Source organism: Nitrosopumilus sp. b3, from assembly GCF_014078525.1.
Taxonomy (GTDB): domain Archaea; phylum Thermoproteota; class Nitrososphaeria; order Nitrososphaerales; family Nitrosopumilaceae; genus Nitrosopumilus.
In genome coordinates, this window is record NZ_MU078695.1 from 37682 (window position 1) to 55742 (window position 18061).

Sequence of the window (18061 nt, forward strand, 5' to 3'; positions counted from 1 at the left end):
TGTACTTCAAGATGTTTTAATAGAATAAAGTGGTAATATGACCAAGAAAAGATATGCTTGAAAAACAATTCAAACCAGAACTCCTATACAACAGTATTGTTCATTTTTACATTGATAAAAAGGGGTATTCAAAAGACAAGGCAAATGCAATTGCACAGTCAGTAGTACAAAAAGAAGCTCAAAGAAGAATATGCAAAAATCCAAAATGTAAACATTTTTCACATGACCACATTAGAAATACTGAAACATGTCTAGTTGAGAATTGTGAGTGCAACAAATTTTTAGCTAAAGTCATCTAATGAATTTTCAATAAGGGGTTGAGCAGGAATTCCAATTTTACGTAATTCTTGAGCAAATTCATCTACGAAACCATGAATTGTGTAAACTTGTTCTGCTCCTGATTGCACCACCATCTCTACTAGTTCATTATAATCACAGTGATCACTCATTGGAATCGAATAATCGGTTCTTCGTCCAAAAGAGAATCTAGAGGATTGAGCCCATCCACTAAACCCAATTGTCACTGCACCGTATTTTGATTTCATATCTTGAATGAATTTATTTTTACTTGACATTAGAGGCGCTACCATTACCCATGGTTTTTTGTCAAGTAATCCATTTTTTTCTGCTTCTGAATGTCCAATTCCATCATTTAGTGATACTCCAAATTTCTGATGAAGTGAATTCATTTCTTTTACAGAATCATGAAAGTAAAGAGGTCCCCAATGACCAAATAGTTGAGTAATTGTTTGAGCTTTTCCTAATTGATATCCCATTAAAATTACTGGAATTCCTTTACCGTAAAGATCTGAAATCAATTCATTTACTTGTTTTTGAATTTCCTCCATTTTTGGAAAAACAAATTCAGGCAATCCAAACGTACATTCTGTAATCAATGTTTTGCATTTTGGGATTCTGGCCCCTTGCAGAAAACCTCTATCTCGTGTGCAAATATCTCCAGTGTAGAAAATATCATCAAAGAGTAAACCTTTGGCACCAAGTATATGACCGCTATCCACTAGAGAAAAATTCTCAAGAGATTCAACATGATTTTCCATCTTAAATCCACGAAGATTAGCAATTTCATTTGTCTCAATAGATGCTAATATTGTACCACCGTTTTTAGTTGGAAGATGATCAGCATGGGCATGAGAGACAAAATTAATTCCAGATTTATCGCTATTTTTGGGATCCAAGTAAACACGATTTTTGTTTACCTCACACAGGATTCCATTTTTAGTCATCCTGACATTTCTAGGCAATGAAAATCAAGACAGATGGATTTGATATAAATTGCAGGTTTGATATAGTATTGACTAGTTGCTAAATCTAGGAATTCTAATCTCAGGTCGTGGAAGCAACATGGAGAGCATTCTAAAGTCTATCAAAAGTAAAAAAATTCCAATTAACCCATCAGTAGTTATTTCAAATCGAAGCGATGCCAAAGGTCTCAAAATTGCCGAAAAATTAGGAGTCAATACAGAGATAGTTGAGAGTAAAAGTTTTGAAGGAAATAGAGAAGATTATGATAAAAAAATAATTTCAATGCTAAAAAAATATGGAGTTACCCCAGATAACGGTCTAGTATGTCTAGCGGGATTTATGAGAATAATTAGCCCTCAATTTGTAAAAAAATTCAAAAATAGAATAATCAACATTCACCCAGCATTACTTCCAAGTTTTACGGGATTGAATGCACAAAAACAGGCATTAGATTATGGTGTAAAATATTCTGGATGCACAGTACACTTTGTAGATGCTGGAATGGATACGGGTCCAGTGATTATTCAGGCAGTAGTAAAAATCAAGGAAAACGATACAGAAGAATCACTATCAAAAAGAATTCTAAAAGAAGAGCACAGAATATATCCAGAAGCAGTAAGTCTAATTGCAAGAAACAAAGTCAAAGTTTTTGGAAGAAAAACCATTATCAGTTAAGAATCAGGTCCGCCAAAAAAATACAAAACTTTAAGCTCTTTTGAATTACCGTGGAAAAAATGCTCCACATCTTTTCCAACAAAAAATAATTTGTCTTTTGAAACAGGATAATCTTTGTCTTTAATTTTTAGGAATCCATTTCCAGATATTATATAATACACCTCATCACTGCAATGCGGTTCTTGTGTGTCCTTCTCTCCTGGTTGCAAAACCAAAACCCCAGCAGCAAGACTATCTCGATTAATAAAAGTGTGAAAATACGAATTACTTTTTTTAATTTTATCAAGATATGAATCTAAGTTGTAATCTAGTTTCAATTTATTCAGCAGCAATTGAAAATGTTTTTCGTGCAGGTGGTGCACTCATGTAGGAATGACCTTCTGGATGAAGTTTATCGTGTTCAGGGCTATTATGCATCTTGATGAAAGTTTCTTTGCTTTCATGCTCAACTATTATCCTATACCCTCCATCGTTGGCTTTTAGAAAACGCCTTGAGATAAATCCAGGAAAGTTTGCTAGTACTTTGTTTGATTCTGAAAACCATTTTTTAAAATCTTCTTCAGCACCATCTTTTAGCTGAACATCTGCCATCATCACAAACATGTTATGACTAGAAACATCTCCATTAAATTTCTTTTCTGAGATTCACAATAATGAATTCCAAGAATTAAATATCTACAATTCAAAATCAAAGTATGACAGGCAGTAAAATTGACGGCAAGGTAATTGCTCAATCAGTTAAAGACAGGGTAAAAAAAGCAACAGCAGAGCTCAAATCGCAAGGAATCAACCCATGTTTAGCCACGATTTTGATAGGAGACAATCCAGCATCTGCCACATATGTAAGAAATAAGCACATTGCATGTGAAGAAGTTGGAATTGCAACAAAAGATCATAAATTAGATTCCAGTGTAACACAAACAGAACTAAATGAAATTATCGATAATCTAAACACTGACAGTTCGGTACATGGGATATTAGTTCAACTACCCTTACCTCAACAGTTAGATGAATTTGCAACTACGTCAAGAATATCACCAATCAAAGATGTAGATGGATTAACCCCACACAATGCAGGATTGTTATCTATGAAAAAGGCAGCTCTTGTTGCATGTACACCATCAGGTGTAATGGAGATGTTTGAATATCATAAAATTGATTTAGAAGGAAAAAATATTGTTCTAATTAATAGAAGCAATCTAGTAGGAAAGCCGCTATATCATTTACTATTAGAAAAGAATGCAACGGTAATTACATGTCACTCTAAAACAAAGAATCTTTCGGAGTTTTGCAAATCTGCAGACATTATCATTACAGCAGTTGGTGACAGAACCAAATTCACACTTACATCCGAGATGATTAAAGAAGGTGCAGTTGTTATAGATGTTGCAATATCTCGATTTGAAGAAAAACTTGTTGGGGATTCGGATTATGATCAAATTATTAAGAAAGCATCTTTTGCAACACCAGTTCCAGGAGGGGTTGGTCCAATGACAGTTGCCATGCTATTAAAAAATACAATTACTGCAGCATCATTGAGTAGTCAAATTGGAAGATAATACAAAAAAAGATTCACTAAGAAATCTTCTATTAGAAAAAAGAGATAATACATCTTTTGATCTTCTAAAAATAGCAAGTCAAAAGATGCAAAAAAAATTAAAAAAGATCTATGCATTCAAAAATGCCAAAAAAATCGGAGTTTATTATCCAATACAAAGTGAAATTTTCACACAAGACATAATTCAAGAATTAATTAGTGATGGAAAGGATGTATTTCTACCTAAGGTAACAGGTGAAGAAATGGAATTTAGGAAAATAAGGGATTTTTCGAGCCTAGAAAAGGGACGTTTTGACATCATGGAACCAAAAGATGACTGCCCAACAGACAATAATTTAGATGTGATTTTAGTTCCAACAGTAGGCATTTCCCCAGATGGTGTTAGATTAGGATACGGCCATGGATTCTACGATAGATTTCTAGTAGGAAGTAATGCAACAACAATTGCACTAACCTTAGAAAAACAAATTGTAAAAAATATTCCAAAATCAGATCATGATGTAACAATTGATTGGATTGTTACAGAAGACAGATTTTTTCAAACTCAGAAATAAGATAATCCCTTTTTACCAATGTCTGTTCTGCAGTACTTATTATTCCAAAATATTTTACCAGATGCAGAATATGCATTCTTTATTGCTTCCTCTAAACTATCACCTAAGGCAGTAACGCCCAAAACACGTCCTCCATTTGAAAGAATTTTCCCATCTACTTTTTTTGTACCAGCATGAAAAACATATGAATCGTTTGGAATTAAATTAAAACCTGAAATGTTTTCATCTTTTGGATATGATTCTGGATATCCTTTTGATGCTAAGACAACACATACTGCATATTGATTTTTCCATGCAGGCAAAGGCATATCAGATAATTTGCCTTCAACACTTGCAACAAAATAATCATACAAATCAAAATCCATCCTTATTACAATTGGTTGGCATTCGGGATCACCCATCCTAACATTGTATTCTAAAACATAGGGTTCATCATCTTTTATCATAATTCCGGCATACAGAAATCCCTTGAATTCAATAGATTCATTTTTCATTGATTGGATAGTTTTATCAATAATTTTTTTCTGTATTTTTTCAGCCATTTTATCTGTGATAATTGGGGTGGGAGAGTAAGCGCCCATACCACCTGTGTTTGGACCTTTATCATTATCAAAAATTCTCTTATGATCTTGACTAGATGCCATTGGTATAGCAACTTTTCCATCACATAGTGCAATGTATGATGCCTCAATTCCATCAATCCGTTCCTCAATAATGATTCGATTTCCAGCCTCACCAAATGATTTTTTGACTAGAATTGTTTGAATTGCTGAAACTGCTTCCTCAGCACTATTACAAACAACCACTCCCTTTCCTGCTGCAAGTCCATCAGCTTTTACAACTACATTGTAATCAAGTGATTTTACATAATTTTGAGCTTTGATTGCATCATCAAAAATTTCAAATCTAGCTGTTGGGATATTATTTCGCTTCATGAAATCTTTGGCCCATATCTTGCTTGATTCAAGTTGTGCTGCCTTTTTAGAAGGACCAAAAACTTTGAGATTTTGTTGATTAAATTTATCAACAATCCCGGCAGCCAGAGGATCCTCTGGACCAACTACAGTAAAACAATTATTTTTTTGTGCAAAATCAGCTAATTCATCTAAATTATTGACATCAATAGGGACATTGTTTTTTGTCCCACCGTTTCCAGGAGCTGTAAAAACGGTCTCAACTTTATCACTTTGAGATAATTTCCATGATAATGCATGCTCTCTTCCTCCAGAGCCGACTACTAGTACATTTACCAACAAAAATCATCTTTTACTCAATTATATAATCCAAGTCTCATCAAATCAATTTAGCTTTATAATGCCACATACATATCAAAATCCAGATGGAACTTTCTACAAAGTTTGATGCAAAATCAATTGAGACCCAAGTAAAAGAACACATTAAATCCATTGATTTAGAAAAACAAATTTTTGCATCAGATAAACCTGAAAAAATCAGATTCATTGAGGGTCCACCAACTATGAACGGTATTCCTCATGCAGGACATCTAAGAGGGAGAGTAATCAAAGATTTGTGGTACAGATTCAATACATTACAAGGAAAAAAAATTGAATTTAATGGAGGATGGGATACACAAGGTCTTCCAGTGGAATTACAGGTTGAAAAGGAATTAGGGGTTTCTGGTGGAAAAACTGAAGCAGTTAAACAATTTGGGATTGAAAGAATCGTTACAGAATGCAAAAAAATTGTAAAAAAATACAACAAGTCTTGGGTAGAAGTTGATGAACTGCTTGGAATGTCATTTAATCATGAGAAAGCATATTGGACTTTTAGAGATGAATTTATTGAAAGAGAATGGCAAGTGCTAAAAAAAGCCCATGAGAATGGAATTTTAGAAGAAGATTTCACAGTAATTGCGTATTGTCCTAGTTGCCAGACATCACTGAGTCATGCAGAAGTAAATCAGGGTTATGAAGAAGTAAAAGATCCTTCGTTATATTATAAAGTAAAACTAGTTGACGAAGATGCATTTTTGATTGTATGGACTACAATGCCATTTACTCTAGTTACTGATGCAATGGTGGGATTTCAACCAGAAGAAGATTATGCGTATGTCAAGGTTGAAAACGAAACATGGGTTATTGGAAAAACAAGACTGGAAGAATTTATGAAAGAAGTAAAAATTGAAAAATATAAAATTGAAAAAACTGCAAAAGGCTCTGAATTTGAAGGGAAAAAATACATTCACCCACTACTTGATGAAATACCAGAATTAAGGGAATGCTCAAAAATTAATAATTTTCATGTTGCAGTTTCAGAGACATTTGTTGATGCAAGCACTGGAAGTGGTCTTGTTCATCTATCCCCAGCAAATGGGGAAGAAGATATCAAAATAGCTAATAAAAGAAAAGTAAAAATTTTCAGTCCAATTGATGATGAGGTAAAATTTACCAAAGATGCGGGAAAATACCAGGGAATGTTTGTAAGAGATGCAGACAGAGTAATTGTAGAAGATCTAAAAGAGCGTAATGCCCTAGTAAAAATTGGAAAAATTAAACACAAGTATCCTCTTTGTTGGAGATCACACCATCCAATTGTATGGCTTGCAAGAAGAGGATGGTTTTACAAATTAGACAGGTTAGAAAATAAAGCAATCGATGCTGCAGAAAGTGTAGAATACTTTTTTGAGCAACCAAAAAATAGATTCTTGGGAATCATCAAAGAGAGGCATCCATGGTGCATATCAAGAGAAAGAATATGGGGATGTCCGTTACCTGTTTGGAGTTGTGAGGATTGTGGTGAGAAAAACTGGTTTTTTTCAAGAAAAGAAATTGTAGATGCATCAAGTAACTTGCCGGATGGTCCTGACTTTGAATTACATAGACCTTGGATTGACAACATTACAATAAAGTGTAAAAAATGTGGAAGCTCAAAAACAAAAAGAGAAGAATATGTTTTAGATACATGGCACAACAGTGGATCTGCTCCATATTCATCATTGACTGATGAAGAGTATACCAATGAAATTCCAGCTCCATTTTTCACTGAAGGTATTGATCAGACTAGAGGGTGGGCATACACACTCCTAATTGAAAATGTAATCTTAAACAATGGACCAAATCCGCCCTACAAATCATTTTTGTTTCAAGGACATGTGCTTGATGAGAATGGTGGAAAAATGAGCAAAAGTAAAGGAAATGTTTTGGAAGGTGCAGAGTTATTGCAAAAATATCCTGTTGATTTGATTAGATTCTATTTTATGTGGAAAGCAAGTCCAATTGAGCCACTTAGTTTCAGTACGGATGAATTAATGTCAAGACCGTATCAGGTAATTAACACATTATTTAATCTCCATTTGTATTTTAAACAAAATAGCCAATACGACAATTTTGAGCAATCAAACACAGTTGAATGGGCAAAGAAAAAGGATCTACTAACATCTCCAGATATTTGGCTGTTATCAAAACTTCAAAAACTAATACAAAAAATTACAGAAAAAAACCAGACATGTAAATTTCACGAAAGTGCAAAAGCAATTGATGACTACATAATCAACAATCTAAGTCAAATTTACATTCCAATTACAAGAGGAGAACTGTGGGATGAAGATGAAGAAAAGAAAAATAGAAGGTTATCAATTTATGCAGTTCTAAGCGAAGTACTCAAAACACTAGATATTTTGATTCATCCATTTTGTCCATTTACAAGTGAATATCTTTACCAGACAGTATTTGATGGAAAACAAAGTATTCTGCTAGACAACTGGCCAAAGTACGAAAAATCACTTGTAAACGAAGAGATAGAGGAATCATTTGATATTATGAAGGATGTTGTCTCGGTATCATCTGCTGCAAGGATGAAAGGGAAATTAAAAAGAAGATGGCCATTAAACGAAGCACGAATTTGTGTCAAAAAAGATCAAAAGGCCAAGCTTGAATCACTGTCAGATTTGTTACAATCTCAATTAAATGTAGAAAGATTTTCTATTGTAGAAATCCAAAAAGATTCAGGATTGGGCCAAATTTTAGAATTAAGACAGTTAGGATTGCCAGTAAAACCAGTAATTGAACTAGAAAGAAAAAGAATTGGACCTAAAGCAAAACAACACATGGGAAAACTGGTTGCAAAATTTGCAGATACAGATCCTGAAGAAATAATTTCATCATTAGAAAAAAATTCAAAATATGATTTTGATGTTGATGGAGAAATGATTTCATTAGACAATGAAGATTATGTAATAGATTTTGATGCTAGTGAAGATTTTGCAGTATCTAAAAGAGACAATTACATTGTATTCATTTCAACATCCAGAAATAAGGAGATGATGGCTAAAGGATTGATAAAAGATATAGCAAGAAGGCTCCAAACTCTCAGAAAAGAAAGAGGCTACAACCCTACGGATATTTTAGATACTGCATCAATTCTTGATTTGGATGAGGAATCACTTGAAATGATACAAGACAAAGCAGAAGACTTGGCGTTTTTAGTCAGAGTAAAACAGGTTAATTTTTCAGAATCATGCAAAGAATACAAAGATGACGATATTGACGGCCAAAAAATTAGAATATCTGTAGAATAGACATCAAAGTTTAATGTAATATTTTTATTACAACCAGAAAGTGTAAAATCAAATGTCTGAATCAAACGAACCAAATGTTGTTGGAATTAATGTTCTAAAACAAAACGGGTTAGATGTGGATGAATTGGTTAAAGAGTTGATAAAAAATGCAGCAGTTGAATTTACTGCATACTATTACTTTACCAATCTAAGAGCACATTGTACAGGTATGGAAGGTGAGGGATTAAAAGGAATAATCGAAGATGCAAGATTAGAAGATCTTAGTCACTTTGAATCATGCCTTGAGAGAATCTATCAACTAGGTGGAGCACTCCCAAATGATGCAACAGAATTTATCAAAATGTCTGGATGTGAGTTCTTACAGCTTCCAGCAAATCCAACAGATCATAAGGCAATTCTAGAGAAATGTCTCAAAGCAGAACAGGGCGCAATTGTCAATTGGAATAAAATTTGTCAAATGACATTAGGAAAAGATCCTGCAACATATGATATTGCAAAAGATATCTTAGCAGAGGAGATTGAGCACGAGTCTTGGTTCTTAGAACTAATCTACGGAAGACCATCAGGACACATGAGAAGAAAGTTTTCTGGTGAAAGACCACATACAGGAAAACACTCTAGAGCACTCGATATGGCTTAAGGCCAAATCACTTTCTTTCTTTTAAATTGTAAATTTTGTGATTTTATTGACGACATGTTGTGAAGATGCGTTGTTTTATCAGGGTTAAATAGAAAAATCACTTACAGAGAACATGGTAAAGCAGATTAGCTTGGATGCATGGCAGATTCAGCAGCTATCAGATCTGTTAGAAAAGGGTTCAAACATTGTTGCAAAAACAAACAGACCAATAGTTCTGTATAGGCAGACTCTGGAAGAAGAGGATGAGTCATATGAAGAAATTGTCTGTACTCTTACCAAAGGATATGTTATCGAGCAGATGGTGACATCAGGTGGCGTTTTAGTTCCAAGCTTTCATCAGCAGTTTGTATTTACAATCCAAGAGTATCCTGAGGAATTATTGCGAAAGAGCAAAGATCGCTTTTTGGAAATGATTGATTTTCTTGATGAGCAATTAAAATAGCATCATAGTTAATAAAGACCGTAAAATTCACAATGCTTGCATGCAATTACTAGAATTTCAGGCAAAGGAATTATTTCGTGAATACGGGATTAACCTACTAAAGAGCATATCATCTACAAATATCGAAGATGGTAGAAAGCATGCAAAAGAATTAGGCTATCCATTTGTTATTAAAATTCAGGTGCCAGTTGGAGGAAGAGGAAAAGCTGGCGGAATTCAAAAATGTCAAAATGACGATGAATTTGAATTAAAATACCCACAAGTAATGGACTTGACAATCAAAGGAGAAAAAGCAAGAGCAATTCTGCTTGAAAAAATGGCGGATATTAAAAAAGAGTTGTATCTGTCACTGTTTTTGAATCGTTCAAAAAGATGCTACACAATCATTGCTTCTGCAGAAGGCGGTGTAGAGATTGAATCAGTCAAAAATCAGATTATCAAAGAAGTTGGACTAGGATATGTTTCAGATGAACTTGCAAAAGAAGTTGCAAAGGAGATGGGATTGGAAGGAAATACTGCAGAACAATTTGTAGATACTTTGAAAAAATTATCAAAACTTACTATTGAAAAAGAGGCCGAGTTGGTAGAAATCAACCCACTTGCAATCATGCAAGACGATACAATCATGGCACTTGATGGCAAATTTGTAACAGACGATAACAGTAACTTTAGACATCCAGAACTACAAAAATATCAAGAGAAAACAGAGATTGAAGAGCAAGCAGAAAAAAGTGGATTTTCATTAGTGGAGTTGGATGGAGATATCGCAGTGGTAGGTAATGGGGCAGGATTGGTAATGTCAACCCTAGATATGTTATCAGATAATGGTGGAAAGCCAGCATGTTTCTTAGATGTAGGTGGCGGTGCAACGACCGAATCAGTGTATGAAGCATTAACTTTGATTAGCAAGTTAGATAGAGTAAAAGGAATTCTAGTAAATCTCTACGGAGGAATTGTAAAAACAACTGTAGTAGCTGAAGCATTTCTAAAAGCATATGAAGATAATTTAATTGACTTGCCAGTATTTGCAAGATTAAAGGGAACAGAGTCAGATAAAGCAAAAGAAATGTTGAAAGGTTCTAGAACCAAAATTTTCGATTCTGTTGAAGAGGCCATCAACGCTGCAGTAATGGGAGTAAAGAAATGACAGATATTTTTGAAATATTAAAAGGTAAACCTGGAGAATCAGATTATGAAAATAAAGGAGTGATAGTTCAAGGAATTACAGGATCATATGGATCATTGCATGCAGGAAAAATGTTAGAGTATGGAACCAACATAGTAGCTGGTGTTACTCCAGGAAAAGGAGACCAAACATGGAATGAGAGCGTACCAATTTACAATACCATGCAAGAGGCAGTTGATGCTACCAATGCAAAAATCTCAATCATTTTTGTTCCAGCAAAATTCTTTCTATCAGCTGCAAAAGAAGCATTAGAGGCAGGAATTAAACTGCTAGTTGCAATTCCAGAGCATGTCCCCATCAGAGACACTATGGAGACATTAGAGCTTGCAAATAAAAAAGGAGCAATAGTAATCGGACCCAATACTCCGGGAATAATGATTCCAGAATTGATCAAAATAGGAATTATGCCACCAATGCCCTTCAAGGCAGGGAAAATTGCAGTCTTGTCAAAAAGTGGAACATTACTCTATGAAATTTCAGATGCACTAACCAATGCAGGATTTGGTCAATCAATTACAATTGGTATTGGAGGAGATCCAATTAACGGAACAAGACTAATTGATGCATTTGAGATGGTAAAGGACATTCCAGATTTGGAAGGAATTGTAGTTGTCGGAGAAATAGGCGGAGATTCTGAAGAAATGTTGGCACAAAGAATTATTGATAGTGGATTTAACAAGCCTACCGTAGCATACATCGCAGGGAGAGCAGCACCCAAAGAAAAGAGAATGGGGCATGCCGGTGCAATTGTAATGGGCAATTATGGCTCTGCAGAATCTAAAATTTCAATGTTTAACAAGGCAAATGTCCCTGTAGCAAAAAGACCCGCAGAAGTACCAGTGCTATTAGCTGGAAAAATGGACAAATCCGATTAGAATAAAAGAGAGAGATTCAGGAGTCAATTAAATGCCTATCACTGACCCAGAAAAGAAACGAATTGCCCAACAAGCACGACTTGTAATGAGAATTTGCTTCAAATGTGGATGTAGAAATGACATTGGTGCATCACGATGCAGAAAATGTAGAAACCCATACTTGAGATTAAAGAACAGAAACTTGGGCGTTAAAAAGTAGAATTAAAAATTCATCAATCTTTGTCTATAATTTACAATTGCAGATTTTAATTCATTATGATATTTTATTATGAATGATTTTGCAGATTCAGGATTTTCTAAATCTTCTAAAAATAATTGAAGATCATCAGGTAATTGTTCATTCATCTGGTAAAGAACTTTGGCAGATTCCACATATTGCCCCAAATTTTCAGCATACTCGTATGCTAATTTCATCCTATCAATTAGTGCATCAAATTCTTGCAGAGACATGAAAATATTTTCCAGAATTAGTAGAAAAGGTCAAGGTAATAACAGTATAATCAGTTGACCTAAAGACAAAAAAGTCCTATTTTAGAAGAATCGTTGGACCGGTCGTCTAGTTTGGTTTGGATGACGCACTCACACTGCGTAAGGGAATAATTCCCCGCAAGGGTCGTGGGTTCAAATCCCATCCGGTCCACCACCACTGTGGCTTCAAATCCCTTTCTGACAATTCTCCAAAACAACTTTGCCGTTAGGCAATGTTCCAACAAATTTCCAACCCTCTAAAATGAACTGTTCTACTTCCTCACTTGCAACTACTCTTTGGCTTGGCTTGTTTTACCGATGTTCAGAGTCTGAAGCATCTCTAGTACCTTACCAAGTTCTTCCGGCGTTGCGTTTTGTATTGCGTCTTGTGCTTCTTCTTTTTGTTGTAGAATTGGATCTTCTTTTGTGATTTCAAGATCAAGAAATTCTTCAGAGCGTTTGAAAGACTCTCTCATTTCTTTGATGAGAATTTCTGGAAGAATTCCTTTGTTTGTCGTGTACTTTGCTTCTATGGTTCCTTTGTGTCCCATGAAAAATGCACGAAAGTCATGTGCAATCTTTCCTTTGGATTCTGCAATGAGTAACTCTGTGTCAAAGTATGCTCGTAGAACATATGGACGCCACTTGAATCTCGGACGGAATGTCTCTCGTATTACGCTGCTTACCTGTCTTGTTGGCAAGAATGGTTTGTTCTTGTTGTTTCCTCTGTTTGTCTTGTAGACATAGTCAGGCGCAACAACAGGAGAATCACCGTGCAGTGGTTCACCGGATGCAAGCCTGTCATTGAGGTATGCAAGAAGTTTCTTTGTTCCTGACGATGTCGAGAACGTAAAGTATTGGTGTCTTGCCTTTGAAAGTTCTCGTCTTACGATGATTCTGTTTGGAGCATTGATGCACTTTGCAACTCCTTGATGAATCACAATGTCTGGCAAGTCTTTGATTCTCAGTCCGTCTGTTCCGTCGTGATTTCCAATCACTTCAGGACGAACGCCAGACTTTGCCATGAGAGATATCATCACAGATGCACGCAGTGTTGCTCTGCTTAGAATTTCTGACATTTCTTCTGCGTTTGGAACTCTCTCGTTTTGCAGTGTTGGAGTGTAGTCTTGATTTCGAATCTTCAGTTTCCTTCTAATGTCTACGTCAAACTCACGCAACCAAGATTTTACAGATTTTACAAAATCTTCGATGTATCCTGGTGCATAGTCTTTTTCTTCCATCCATGTAATGTGGTCCTCTAGAAGATTAGTTACTGTTCTCAGGTCTTTCATTCCAAGTTCTGCAAGTTCCATAGGAGTAATCTCATGGATTTCACAGAACTTGTCCAGTCTTCTAACTCGTACATCGGCGGTTAGCGGACTTCCTCTTGCAAGGTTGTCGTACCATCTCTTGACGTCAGGGTTTGCAAGCATTCGTTGTTTTCTTGAAATCTTTTGTTGTTTGGCAGTGTTGTTCGTTGTTACTAGTTTCTGTTTTCCCATATCGGTCTGCCTCTCGGCGACTTCATCTTGTGGAATGTTACGTGAATCTAGTATTTGATCTTTGATCAAACTCAGAATCCAACCTCAGAGTCACTTTTTCTTTGTGGCAAGGTGTCAGGAATCACTTCTGTCACTTCATTTAGAAAATTCTGTGTGTCCAGTAATTCCTCGGATATCTCGTTGTCTAGTTTGTCAAGGTCGTAGTTGATCTGCGAAATGTCATCATCCATTGAAAGCATCTTTTCAGTAAACTCTGCAACTCCCATGTCCTGATTCTGTTGTATCGCTTCAGTTACTTCCTTGGCATTATCATAAACTTCTTGGGAGACTTCTTGTCTTTCTTTCATCTCTTCCATGACTCGGTTGAAAAGAGAGTCCTGAAAGTCATCCAGATTTTGTTTTGAGAAACTTTCCTGCACGGGGTTTGTTTTGTAGTGAGGCTCTGTGTCTCTAAAGTGTGACATGTGGTGCTCGTTCTTTTCGAGTTCCTGTCTTAGTTTTCTGTGATATTCGTCTTCTTGTTGCGGAAATACTCGATAGTGTTCCATGTAGTCCTTTGTTGGAATGTATCCTCCTCTTTTGATAGGAGGGCCAAAGAATTTCTTCCGTTTGTAGGACAACTACTTGGTTTCTCCCTTGTTTCTGTCCCAATTCTGGTCTGTGTCATCTTCAGGCACAGAACTACTTTGATTATCTTCGTTTCTGGTCGATTCTGAGCCACTTACTCTATCTCTTTTCATATCTCTTAGAATTTTTACATAATCTCTGGCCAATCCAATCCAAATCTTATCGTCTGAAACATCAAGACTTTCAATCTTGGACTTTATTTTCTCAAGATGGTTTTCATCGGTGTACAACAGCACAAGTTCATCTACCAATCCGTCAGCAAGCACTGACACTTTTGACTCTACGTCAGAAGTTGATTTTTCAATTTCCACTGCAATTCTTTTTTCTCCTTCTGCATAGACATCCACTCTTCTTTTCTCAGATACTTTGAACTCGCTTCTTGCAACATAACCAAGGTCTTTAAGTCCGATGTATATCAAAAACTGCAAGTACCTGTGTTCGTATGACGGCATCTGGTTGAACAGATTCCAGAATGCAATACGCGAAGGGTTTTTTCCAAGACTCTTCAAAAGCATCAAAGCCTTTCTTGTTAAAATGAAGTGAAGTTCTTCTCGTTCTATTTTGAATCGGACAAACTCCACAAGGCCTCTAGACTTTAGCTGTGACTTTGCAATCTTCATTCTTTCAGGAGAAAGATCTAACGACGTTGTGATCTTCTTTTGAAAATCCCAAGGATGTTCTAACAAGTGGTTCAAAACAAGCCAAGCGTCTTTTCCAACTTCTGGAGTAGTTGCTTTTTTCTTGTCAACGTGTGCAAGAAACATTCTTGATTCAAGTTCTCTGCGTTCTGATTCCAGTTTGTCTATGAACGGTTTGGACCTAGAGATTATTTCGGCTTCTGCAACCAGTCCGCCTTTGTCCATCATCGGAGATTTTAGAACAAATGCGTCAGTTCTTCCAAGGACCTTGCAGCACCACGTTCCTTTCTGCAACTTTCCCAATACTTTGGAATCATCTATGTCCATACCCAATGACGAACCTAAATTCTGTCTCTGTTCATAATCGGGAATGTTTCCAATCATCATAGTTCCAGAGTTGTCTTTGAATGCGCCAAGCAGAAGGTGGCTCATCTGTGTTGCACCCAATATAGACAGGCCAAATTCACGGCCCATACTGACAAAAGTGCTCATAGGTGGGGCCGACTTTTCTATCGATACTGAACTCAGTTCTTGTCTGGACATAACATGGTGCGCCTCGTCTAGGATAACCATTGTAAAGTAGTCGTTCATGCTTGTGTCGTAGGTAAACTTCCGGTTGAATCTCTCCTGCGAGAACAGCCTTCTGTAGAACTCCCACATCAGAATTGCCTGAATGAGAATGCTGGAATCCTCAAACAATAGAGGAAATGTTCTGATGATCACTCTGCTCCGAAATAATTTAGAAATGTCCCATCCGAAAGGACAGTTGAATACCGAGTCGAATGTTGTGTTGATTGCCTTCAGTCTGTTCTTTGCAGTCGCAGTGTAGTCGTCTCTCTTGCTCGAGCTTTCGTACTTTGAATCAAGGAGGTCGATGACGTCTTGCAGTGTAAAGTTTCCGTTCTTTTCTTCGTCAAGTTCTTTCAGGTGTTCGATTATGTGGTTTGGCGTTGCAGTGTACAGGCCTGTCGAGTGGGAGCATATGTCAAGAAAGATTTTCCACCAGAGTTCTTTTGGCATTCCAGGCGGAACGTTTGTGAAAGGATTGAAACTCATTTGGTTCCAGTCTATCACTGAAGTTGCATTATACATTGCTACGAGATTTTTGTAATCGTCTTTCACATCGAAAATAATCCAAAAGATATCGTTATTAGACAACTCAGAAATGAATTTCAAAATCAAAGTAGACTTTCCTGTTCCTGCACGTCCAACTATCAGAACATTTTCAGAGAGATTGACTCTTGAAAGAAAAAACTTGTGCATCTTCACGTCGCCAGACATCACGGTTCCTGTTTCGACAAACTTTTCATCTTCCGATTCTTCTCTGCTTGGAAACTTCATCACAGGAGTTTTTGACTTGAGCAGATGTGCTGCATATTTTGTTTCAACCAAATCAGAAATCCAGTTTTTTGTTATCTCGTTTTGCTCGTCGTTTGAATAGAGCATGGATTCCAGAAGGGATTCAATCGACTTTCTGTCGATGTCAGGAAGCACTGAGATCTTGTCTTTTATCTCGTCAAAATATTCAGAATCAGTTTCGCTCACGTCTTCTCAGCTCCCAGTTGAGATTTTCGACGTCCTTGTCTTTCGGATAGACTGTCCTGTATGCAGTCATAACATCTAGTCCGATATCAGTAATCTCCGTCCAGAAAATTCGTTTCCTTTGGATGTATCCCAGTTCTACCAATTCTGAAACTGTCCTCTCAATTGCAGGTTTTGGCATGTGGGTGACTGAGTGAAGCCCACGCGTCCAACTCACGCCTGAAAAGACAGAAACCAGAATCTTGAACTGCTGCTTAGAAAGAGGAATCTTCTCTTTTAGGCAGTCTACGCATATGTTCTTCTGCTCGAACCTCACAAAGCACTCTGAGCAGGTCTTGTGCTGCTGTTCCTGGCAGATTGTGACCTTGTCTTGTTCTACCTTGATTCCGCAGACGTCGCAGAAGACTTGATATCGATTGCTGAACTGCCCTCCGTCTGTTTGAAACATTTCTGTTCCTCCAAGTTCTTTTTTGGGAGCAACAATCCATCTTTCTCCCATGAGAATACGGCCTTCGTCTTTACTCATCTTTAAGCATCTCCTCTTTTCGAATCCAGTTTCTTTTCATGTCATCTCTTTCAGAGTCTTCGAACTTCATCTCCAATCCTCCTTGTTGTATTCGTCTTCAATTCTTCCTCGGAGGTTTCTTTCAAATCGTGTTGGGTCTCTTCTTGTTTCAGTATCGTTCCATGTCGGTCGGACAGGACGTGGTTCATCGGATTCAAGCCCCAGAAACAACGCTGAAAGTAGAAAGACAAGTGCACCTCCAAATGCAATCAACAACCAGAACATGAAGTCATAGACTACAGAAAGTGCTACTGCGATTGAAAAAATGCAAATGAAAAAAATAGTGGCGATGCTGCCCATTAGACAGCAGTCACCTTTTGTGTTTGGATTTGCTTTGTGGTTTGTCTTGGAACTGTTGTAAGTTCGAATGCATCAATGTCCAGAGTCTTGATTCCACCGACACAGGATCTTATCAAAGACGTAACGCATCTGTTGTATGTCTCTCTCGGATCTTCTTTCTTCAATCTAGCCAAATCATCGATTGAAGTCTTGAACTGTATGCTGTCAAGTGACAACAAAGAATTTTTGATGATGTCTATCTTTACAACATCTTCTAAGATTTCTTTGATCAGGTTGCTTGTCCTTCCAGGAATTTGTTCGGTGACAATGATGATTGGGTCGCTGTACGTTTGCTGTATGTCCTGCACATCAAAGTCAATGACGTTGATAGTGTCTCCGTCTTTGGAAAACATTGCACTTGCTCTTGGGATTAGTTCTGCTCGTCCTGCTGAGAGACTGTTTCTGACAGAAGTTCCCAGTGTACCTATGATGTCACGTATTGCGTCAGTGCTTACTGGGTTGTTCAGAGAAATGAGATTGTATCCTGCTCTCTCAATTCCTCCCACTATAGGTTCTTGTTTTGTGCCTTCAATTGAGAAGACGGACTTGAACTCGTTCACAGTGCCACCTCCACGAAGCTTCCGTCGGCCATCCAAAAGTAACCGACTGATTTTGGGGATTTTTGAGGCGTTTTCACGCCTGATTTTGAA

General features: G+C 36.8%; 21 protein-coding genes and 1 tRNA gene. 11 read left to right on the top strand and 11 right to left on the bottom strand.

Going from position 1 to position 18061, the window contains the following annotated elements:
• Positions 1 to 53: 53 nt before the first annotated feature.
• Positions 54 to 299, top strand: a complete 246-nt coding sequence (locus tag C6990_RS05385; protein ID WP_182129210.1) for a hypothetical protein — start codon at positions 54 to 56, stop codon at positions 297 to 299.
• Here the strand turns inward: C6990_RS05385 and C6990_RS05390 are convergent.
• Entirely contained in the window at positions 282 to 1244 is a 963-nt protein-coding gene (locus tag C6990_RS05390) for an MBL fold metallo-hydrolase (protein ID WP_182129212.1), read from the bottom strand. The genes C6990_RS05385 and C6990_RS05390 overlap by 18 nt on opposite strands.
• Positions 1245 to 1320: 76 nt before the next feature.
• Here C6990_RS05390 and purN point away from each other — a divergent pair, with 76 nt between their 5' ends.
• A complete protein-coding gene (gene purN, locus C6990_RS05395; RefSeq protein ID WP_182129214.1) occupies positions 1321 to 1938 on the top strand; it encodes a phosphoribosylglycinamide formyltransferase in 618 nt (205 codons plus the stop codon).
• Here the strand turns inward: purN and C6990_RS05400 are convergent.
• Together C6990_RS05400 and C6990_RS05405 are read right to left on the bottom strand one after the other, a co-directional pair.
• A complete protein-coding gene (locus C6990_RS05400) occupies positions 1935 to 2255 on the bottom strand; it encodes a cupin domain-containing protein (protein WP_182129216.1) in 321 nt (106 codons plus the stop codon). The two genes, purN and C6990_RS05400, sit on opposite strands and share 4 nt — an antisense overlap.
• Before the next feature lies 1 nt (position 2256).
• Positions 2257 to 2541: an antibiotic biosynthesis monooxygenase family protein gene (locus C6990_RS05405; RefSeq protein WP_182129218.1), complete on the bottom strand. Its 285-nt coding sequence runs from the start codon at positions 2539 to 2541 to the stop codon at positions 2257 to 2259.
• Between the two features lie 92 nt (positions 2542 to 2633).
• Here C6990_RS05405 and C6990_RS05410 point away from each other — a divergent pair, with 92 nt between their 5' ends.
• On the top strand, positions 2634 to 3497 hold the full coding sequence (locus C6990_RS05410) for a bifunctional 5,10-methylenetetrahydrofolate dehydrogenase/5,10-methenyltetrahydrofolate cyclohydrolase (protein WP_182129220.1): 864 nt from the start codon (positions 2634 to 2636) through the stop codon (positions 3495 to 3497).
• Positions 3487 to 4050: a 5-formyltetrahydrofolate cyclo-ligase gene (locus tag C6990_RS05415; protein ID WP_182129222.1), complete on the top strand. Its 564-nt coding sequence runs from the start codon at positions 3487 to 3489 to the stop codon at positions 4048 to 4050. The genes C6990_RS05410 and C6990_RS05415 overlap by 11 nt, the downstream gene beginning before the upstream one ends.
• On the opposite strand, the gene purD is transcribed toward C6990_RS05415, so the two are convergent.
• A complete protein-coding gene (purD, locus tag C6990_RS05420) occupies positions 4041 to 5303 on the bottom strand; it encodes a phosphoribosylamine--glycine ligase (RefSeq protein ID WP_182129224.1) in 1263 nt (420 codons plus the stop codon). The genes C6990_RS05415 and purD overlap by 10 nt on opposite strands.
• An 86-nt stretch (positions 5304 to 5389) precedes the next feature.
• Between purD and ileS the strand changes: the two genes are divergently transcribed.
• From ileS to C6990_RS05450, 6 genes are all read left to right on the top strand, one after another.
• Complete coding sequence (ileS, locus tag C6990_RS05425; RefSeq protein WP_182129226.1) at positions 5390 to 8587, top strand: isoleucine--tRNA ligase; 3198 nt, start codon at positions 5390 to 5392, stop codon at positions 8585 to 8587.
• A gap of 52 nt (positions 8588 to 8639) precedes the next feature.
• Entirely contained in the window at positions 8640 to 9227 is a 588-nt protein-coding gene (gene dps, locus C6990_RS05430) for a DNA protection during starvation protein (protein ID WP_048115823.1), read from the top strand.
• 112 nt (positions 9228 to 9339) lie between these two features.
• The gene (locus C6990_RS05435; RefSeq protein WP_182129228.1) at positions 9340 to 9669 is read left to right on the top strand and encodes a hypothetical protein; all 330 of its coding nucleotides are present in this window, start codon (positions 9340 to 9342) and stop codon (positions 9667 to 9669) included.
• Positions 9670 to 9709: 40 nt separating this feature from the next.
• Complete coding sequence (locus C6990_RS05440; protein ID WP_182129230.1) at positions 9710 to 10816, top strand: succinate--CoA ligase subunit beta; 1107 nt, start codon at positions 9710 to 9712, stop codon at positions 10814 to 10816.
• Complete coding sequence (locus C6990_RS05445; RefSeq protein ID WP_182129233.1) at positions 10813 to 11730, top strand: succinate--CoA ligase subunit alpha; 918 nt, start codon at positions 10813 to 10815, stop codon at positions 11728 to 11730. The genes C6990_RS05440 and C6990_RS05445 overlap by 4 nt, the downstream gene beginning before the upstream one ends.
• Positions 11731 to 11761: 31 nt before the next feature.
• A complete protein-coding gene (locus C6990_RS05450) occupies positions 11762 to 11929 on the top strand; it encodes a 50S ribosomal protein L40e (protein WP_008299211.1) in 168 nt (55 codons plus the stop codon).
• 2 nt (positions 11930 to 11931) lie between these two features.
• Here the strand turns inward: C6990_RS05450 and C6990_RS05455 are convergent, their stop codons facing one another.
• On the bottom strand, positions 11932 to 12180 hold the full coding sequence (locus C6990_RS05455) for a hypothetical protein (RefSeq protein WP_182129235.1): 249 nt from the start codon (positions 12178 to 12180) through the stop codon (positions 11932 to 11934).
• A gap of 95 nt (positions 12181 to 12275) precedes the next feature.
• Between C6990_RS05455 and C6990_RS05460 the strand changes: the two genes are divergently transcribed.
• Positions 12276 to 12373: transfer RNA gene (locus tag C6990_RS05460), tRNA-Val, on the top strand.
• Between the two features lie 115 nt (positions 12374 to 12488).
• Here C6990_RS05460 and C6990_RS05465 read toward each other — a convergent pair.
• The 6 genes from C6990_RS05465 to C6990_RS05490 form a co-directional block, all read right to left on the bottom strand.
• The gene (locus C6990_RS05465) at positions 12489 to 13769 is read right to left on the bottom strand and encodes a site-specific integrase (RefSeq protein ID WP_182129237.1); all 1281 of its coding nucleotides are present in this window, start codon (positions 13767 to 13769) and stop codon (positions 12489 to 12491) included.
• 2 nt (positions 13770 to 13771) lie between these two features.
• On the bottom strand, positions 13772 to 14320 hold the full coding sequence (locus C6990_RS05470; protein ID WP_182129239.1) for a hypothetical protein: 549 nt from the start codon (positions 14318 to 14320) through the stop codon (positions 13772 to 13774).
• The gene (locus tag C6990_RS05475) at positions 14321 to 16510 is read right to left on the bottom strand and encodes an ATP-binding protein (RefSeq protein WP_182129241.1); all 2190 of its coding nucleotides are present in this window, start codon (positions 16508 to 16510) and stop codon (positions 14321 to 14323) included.
• Positions 16497 to 17033: a hypothetical protein gene (locus C6990_RS05480; protein ID WP_182129243.1), complete on the bottom strand. Its 537-nt coding sequence runs from the start codon at positions 17031 to 17033 to the stop codon at positions 16497 to 16499. The genes C6990_RS05475 and C6990_RS05480 overlap by 14 nt, the downstream gene beginning before the upstream one ends.
• A 66-nt stretch (positions 17034 to 17099) precedes the next feature.
• Positions 17100 to 17372 carry a hypothetical protein gene (locus tag C6990_RS05485; protein WP_182129245.1) on the bottom strand — a complete coding sequence of 91 codons (273 nt, stop codon included), beginning with the start codon at positions 17370 to 17372 and terminating at the stop codon, positions 17100 to 17102.
• A complete protein-coding gene (locus C6990_RS05490; protein WP_182129247.1) occupies positions 17372 to 17971 on the bottom strand; it encodes a hypothetical protein in 600 nt (199 codons plus the stop codon). Before C6990_RS05490 ends, C6990_RS05485 begins: the two co-directional genes overlap by 1 nt.
• Positions 17972 to 18061 lie beyond the last annotated feature (90 nt).

Coding starts and splice junctions, on each gene's coding strand:
- C6990_RS05385 (WP_182129210.1), top strand. CDS start 54: ATGCTTGAAAAACAATTCAAACCAGAACTCCTATACAACAGTATTGTT.
- C6990_RS05390 (WP_182129212.1), bottom strand. CDS start 1,244: ATGACTAAAAATGGAATCCTGTGTGAGGTAAACAAAAATCGTGTTTAC.
- C6990_RS05405 (WP_182129218.1), bottom strand. CDS start 2,541: ATGTTTGTGATGATGGCAGATGTTCAGCTAAAAGATGGTGCTGAAGAA.
- C6990_RS05410 (WP_182129220.1), top strand. CDS start 2,634: ATGACAGGCAGTAAAATTGACGGCAAGGTAATTGCTCAATCAGTTAAA.
- ileS (WP_182129226.1), top strand. CDS start 5,390: ATGGAACTTTCTACAAAGTTTGATGCAAAATCAATTGAGACCCAAGTA.
- dps (WP_048115823.1), top strand. CDS start 8,640: ATGTCTGAATCAAACGAACCAAATGTTGTTGGAATTAATGTTCTAAAA.
- C6990_RS05435 (WP_182129228.1), top strand. CDS start 9,340: ATGGTAAAGCAGATTAGCTTGGATGCATGGCAGATTCAGCAGCTATCA.
- C6990_RS05440 (WP_182129230.1), top strand. CDS start 9,710: ATGCAATTACTAGAATTTCAGGCAAAGGAATTATTTCGTGAATACGGG.
- C6990_RS05445 (WP_182129233.1), top strand. CDS start 10,813: ATGACAGATATTTTTGAAATATTAAAAGGTAAACCTGGAGAATCAGAT.
- C6990_RS05450 (WP_008299211.1), top strand. CDS start 11,762: ATGCCTATCACTGACCCAGAAAAGAAACGAATTGCCCAACAAGCACGA.
- C6990_RS05455 (WP_182129235.1), bottom strand. CDS start 12,180: ATGTCTCTGCAAGAATTTGATGCACTAATTGATAGGATGAAATTAGCA.
- C6990_RS05480 (WP_182129243.1), bottom strand. CDS start 17,033: ATGAGTAAAGACGAAGGCCGTATTCTCATGGGAGAAAGATGGATTGTT.
- C6990_RS05485 (WP_182129245.1), bottom strand. CDS start 17,372: ATGGGCAGCATCGCCACTATTTTTTTCATTTGCATTTTTTCAATCGCA.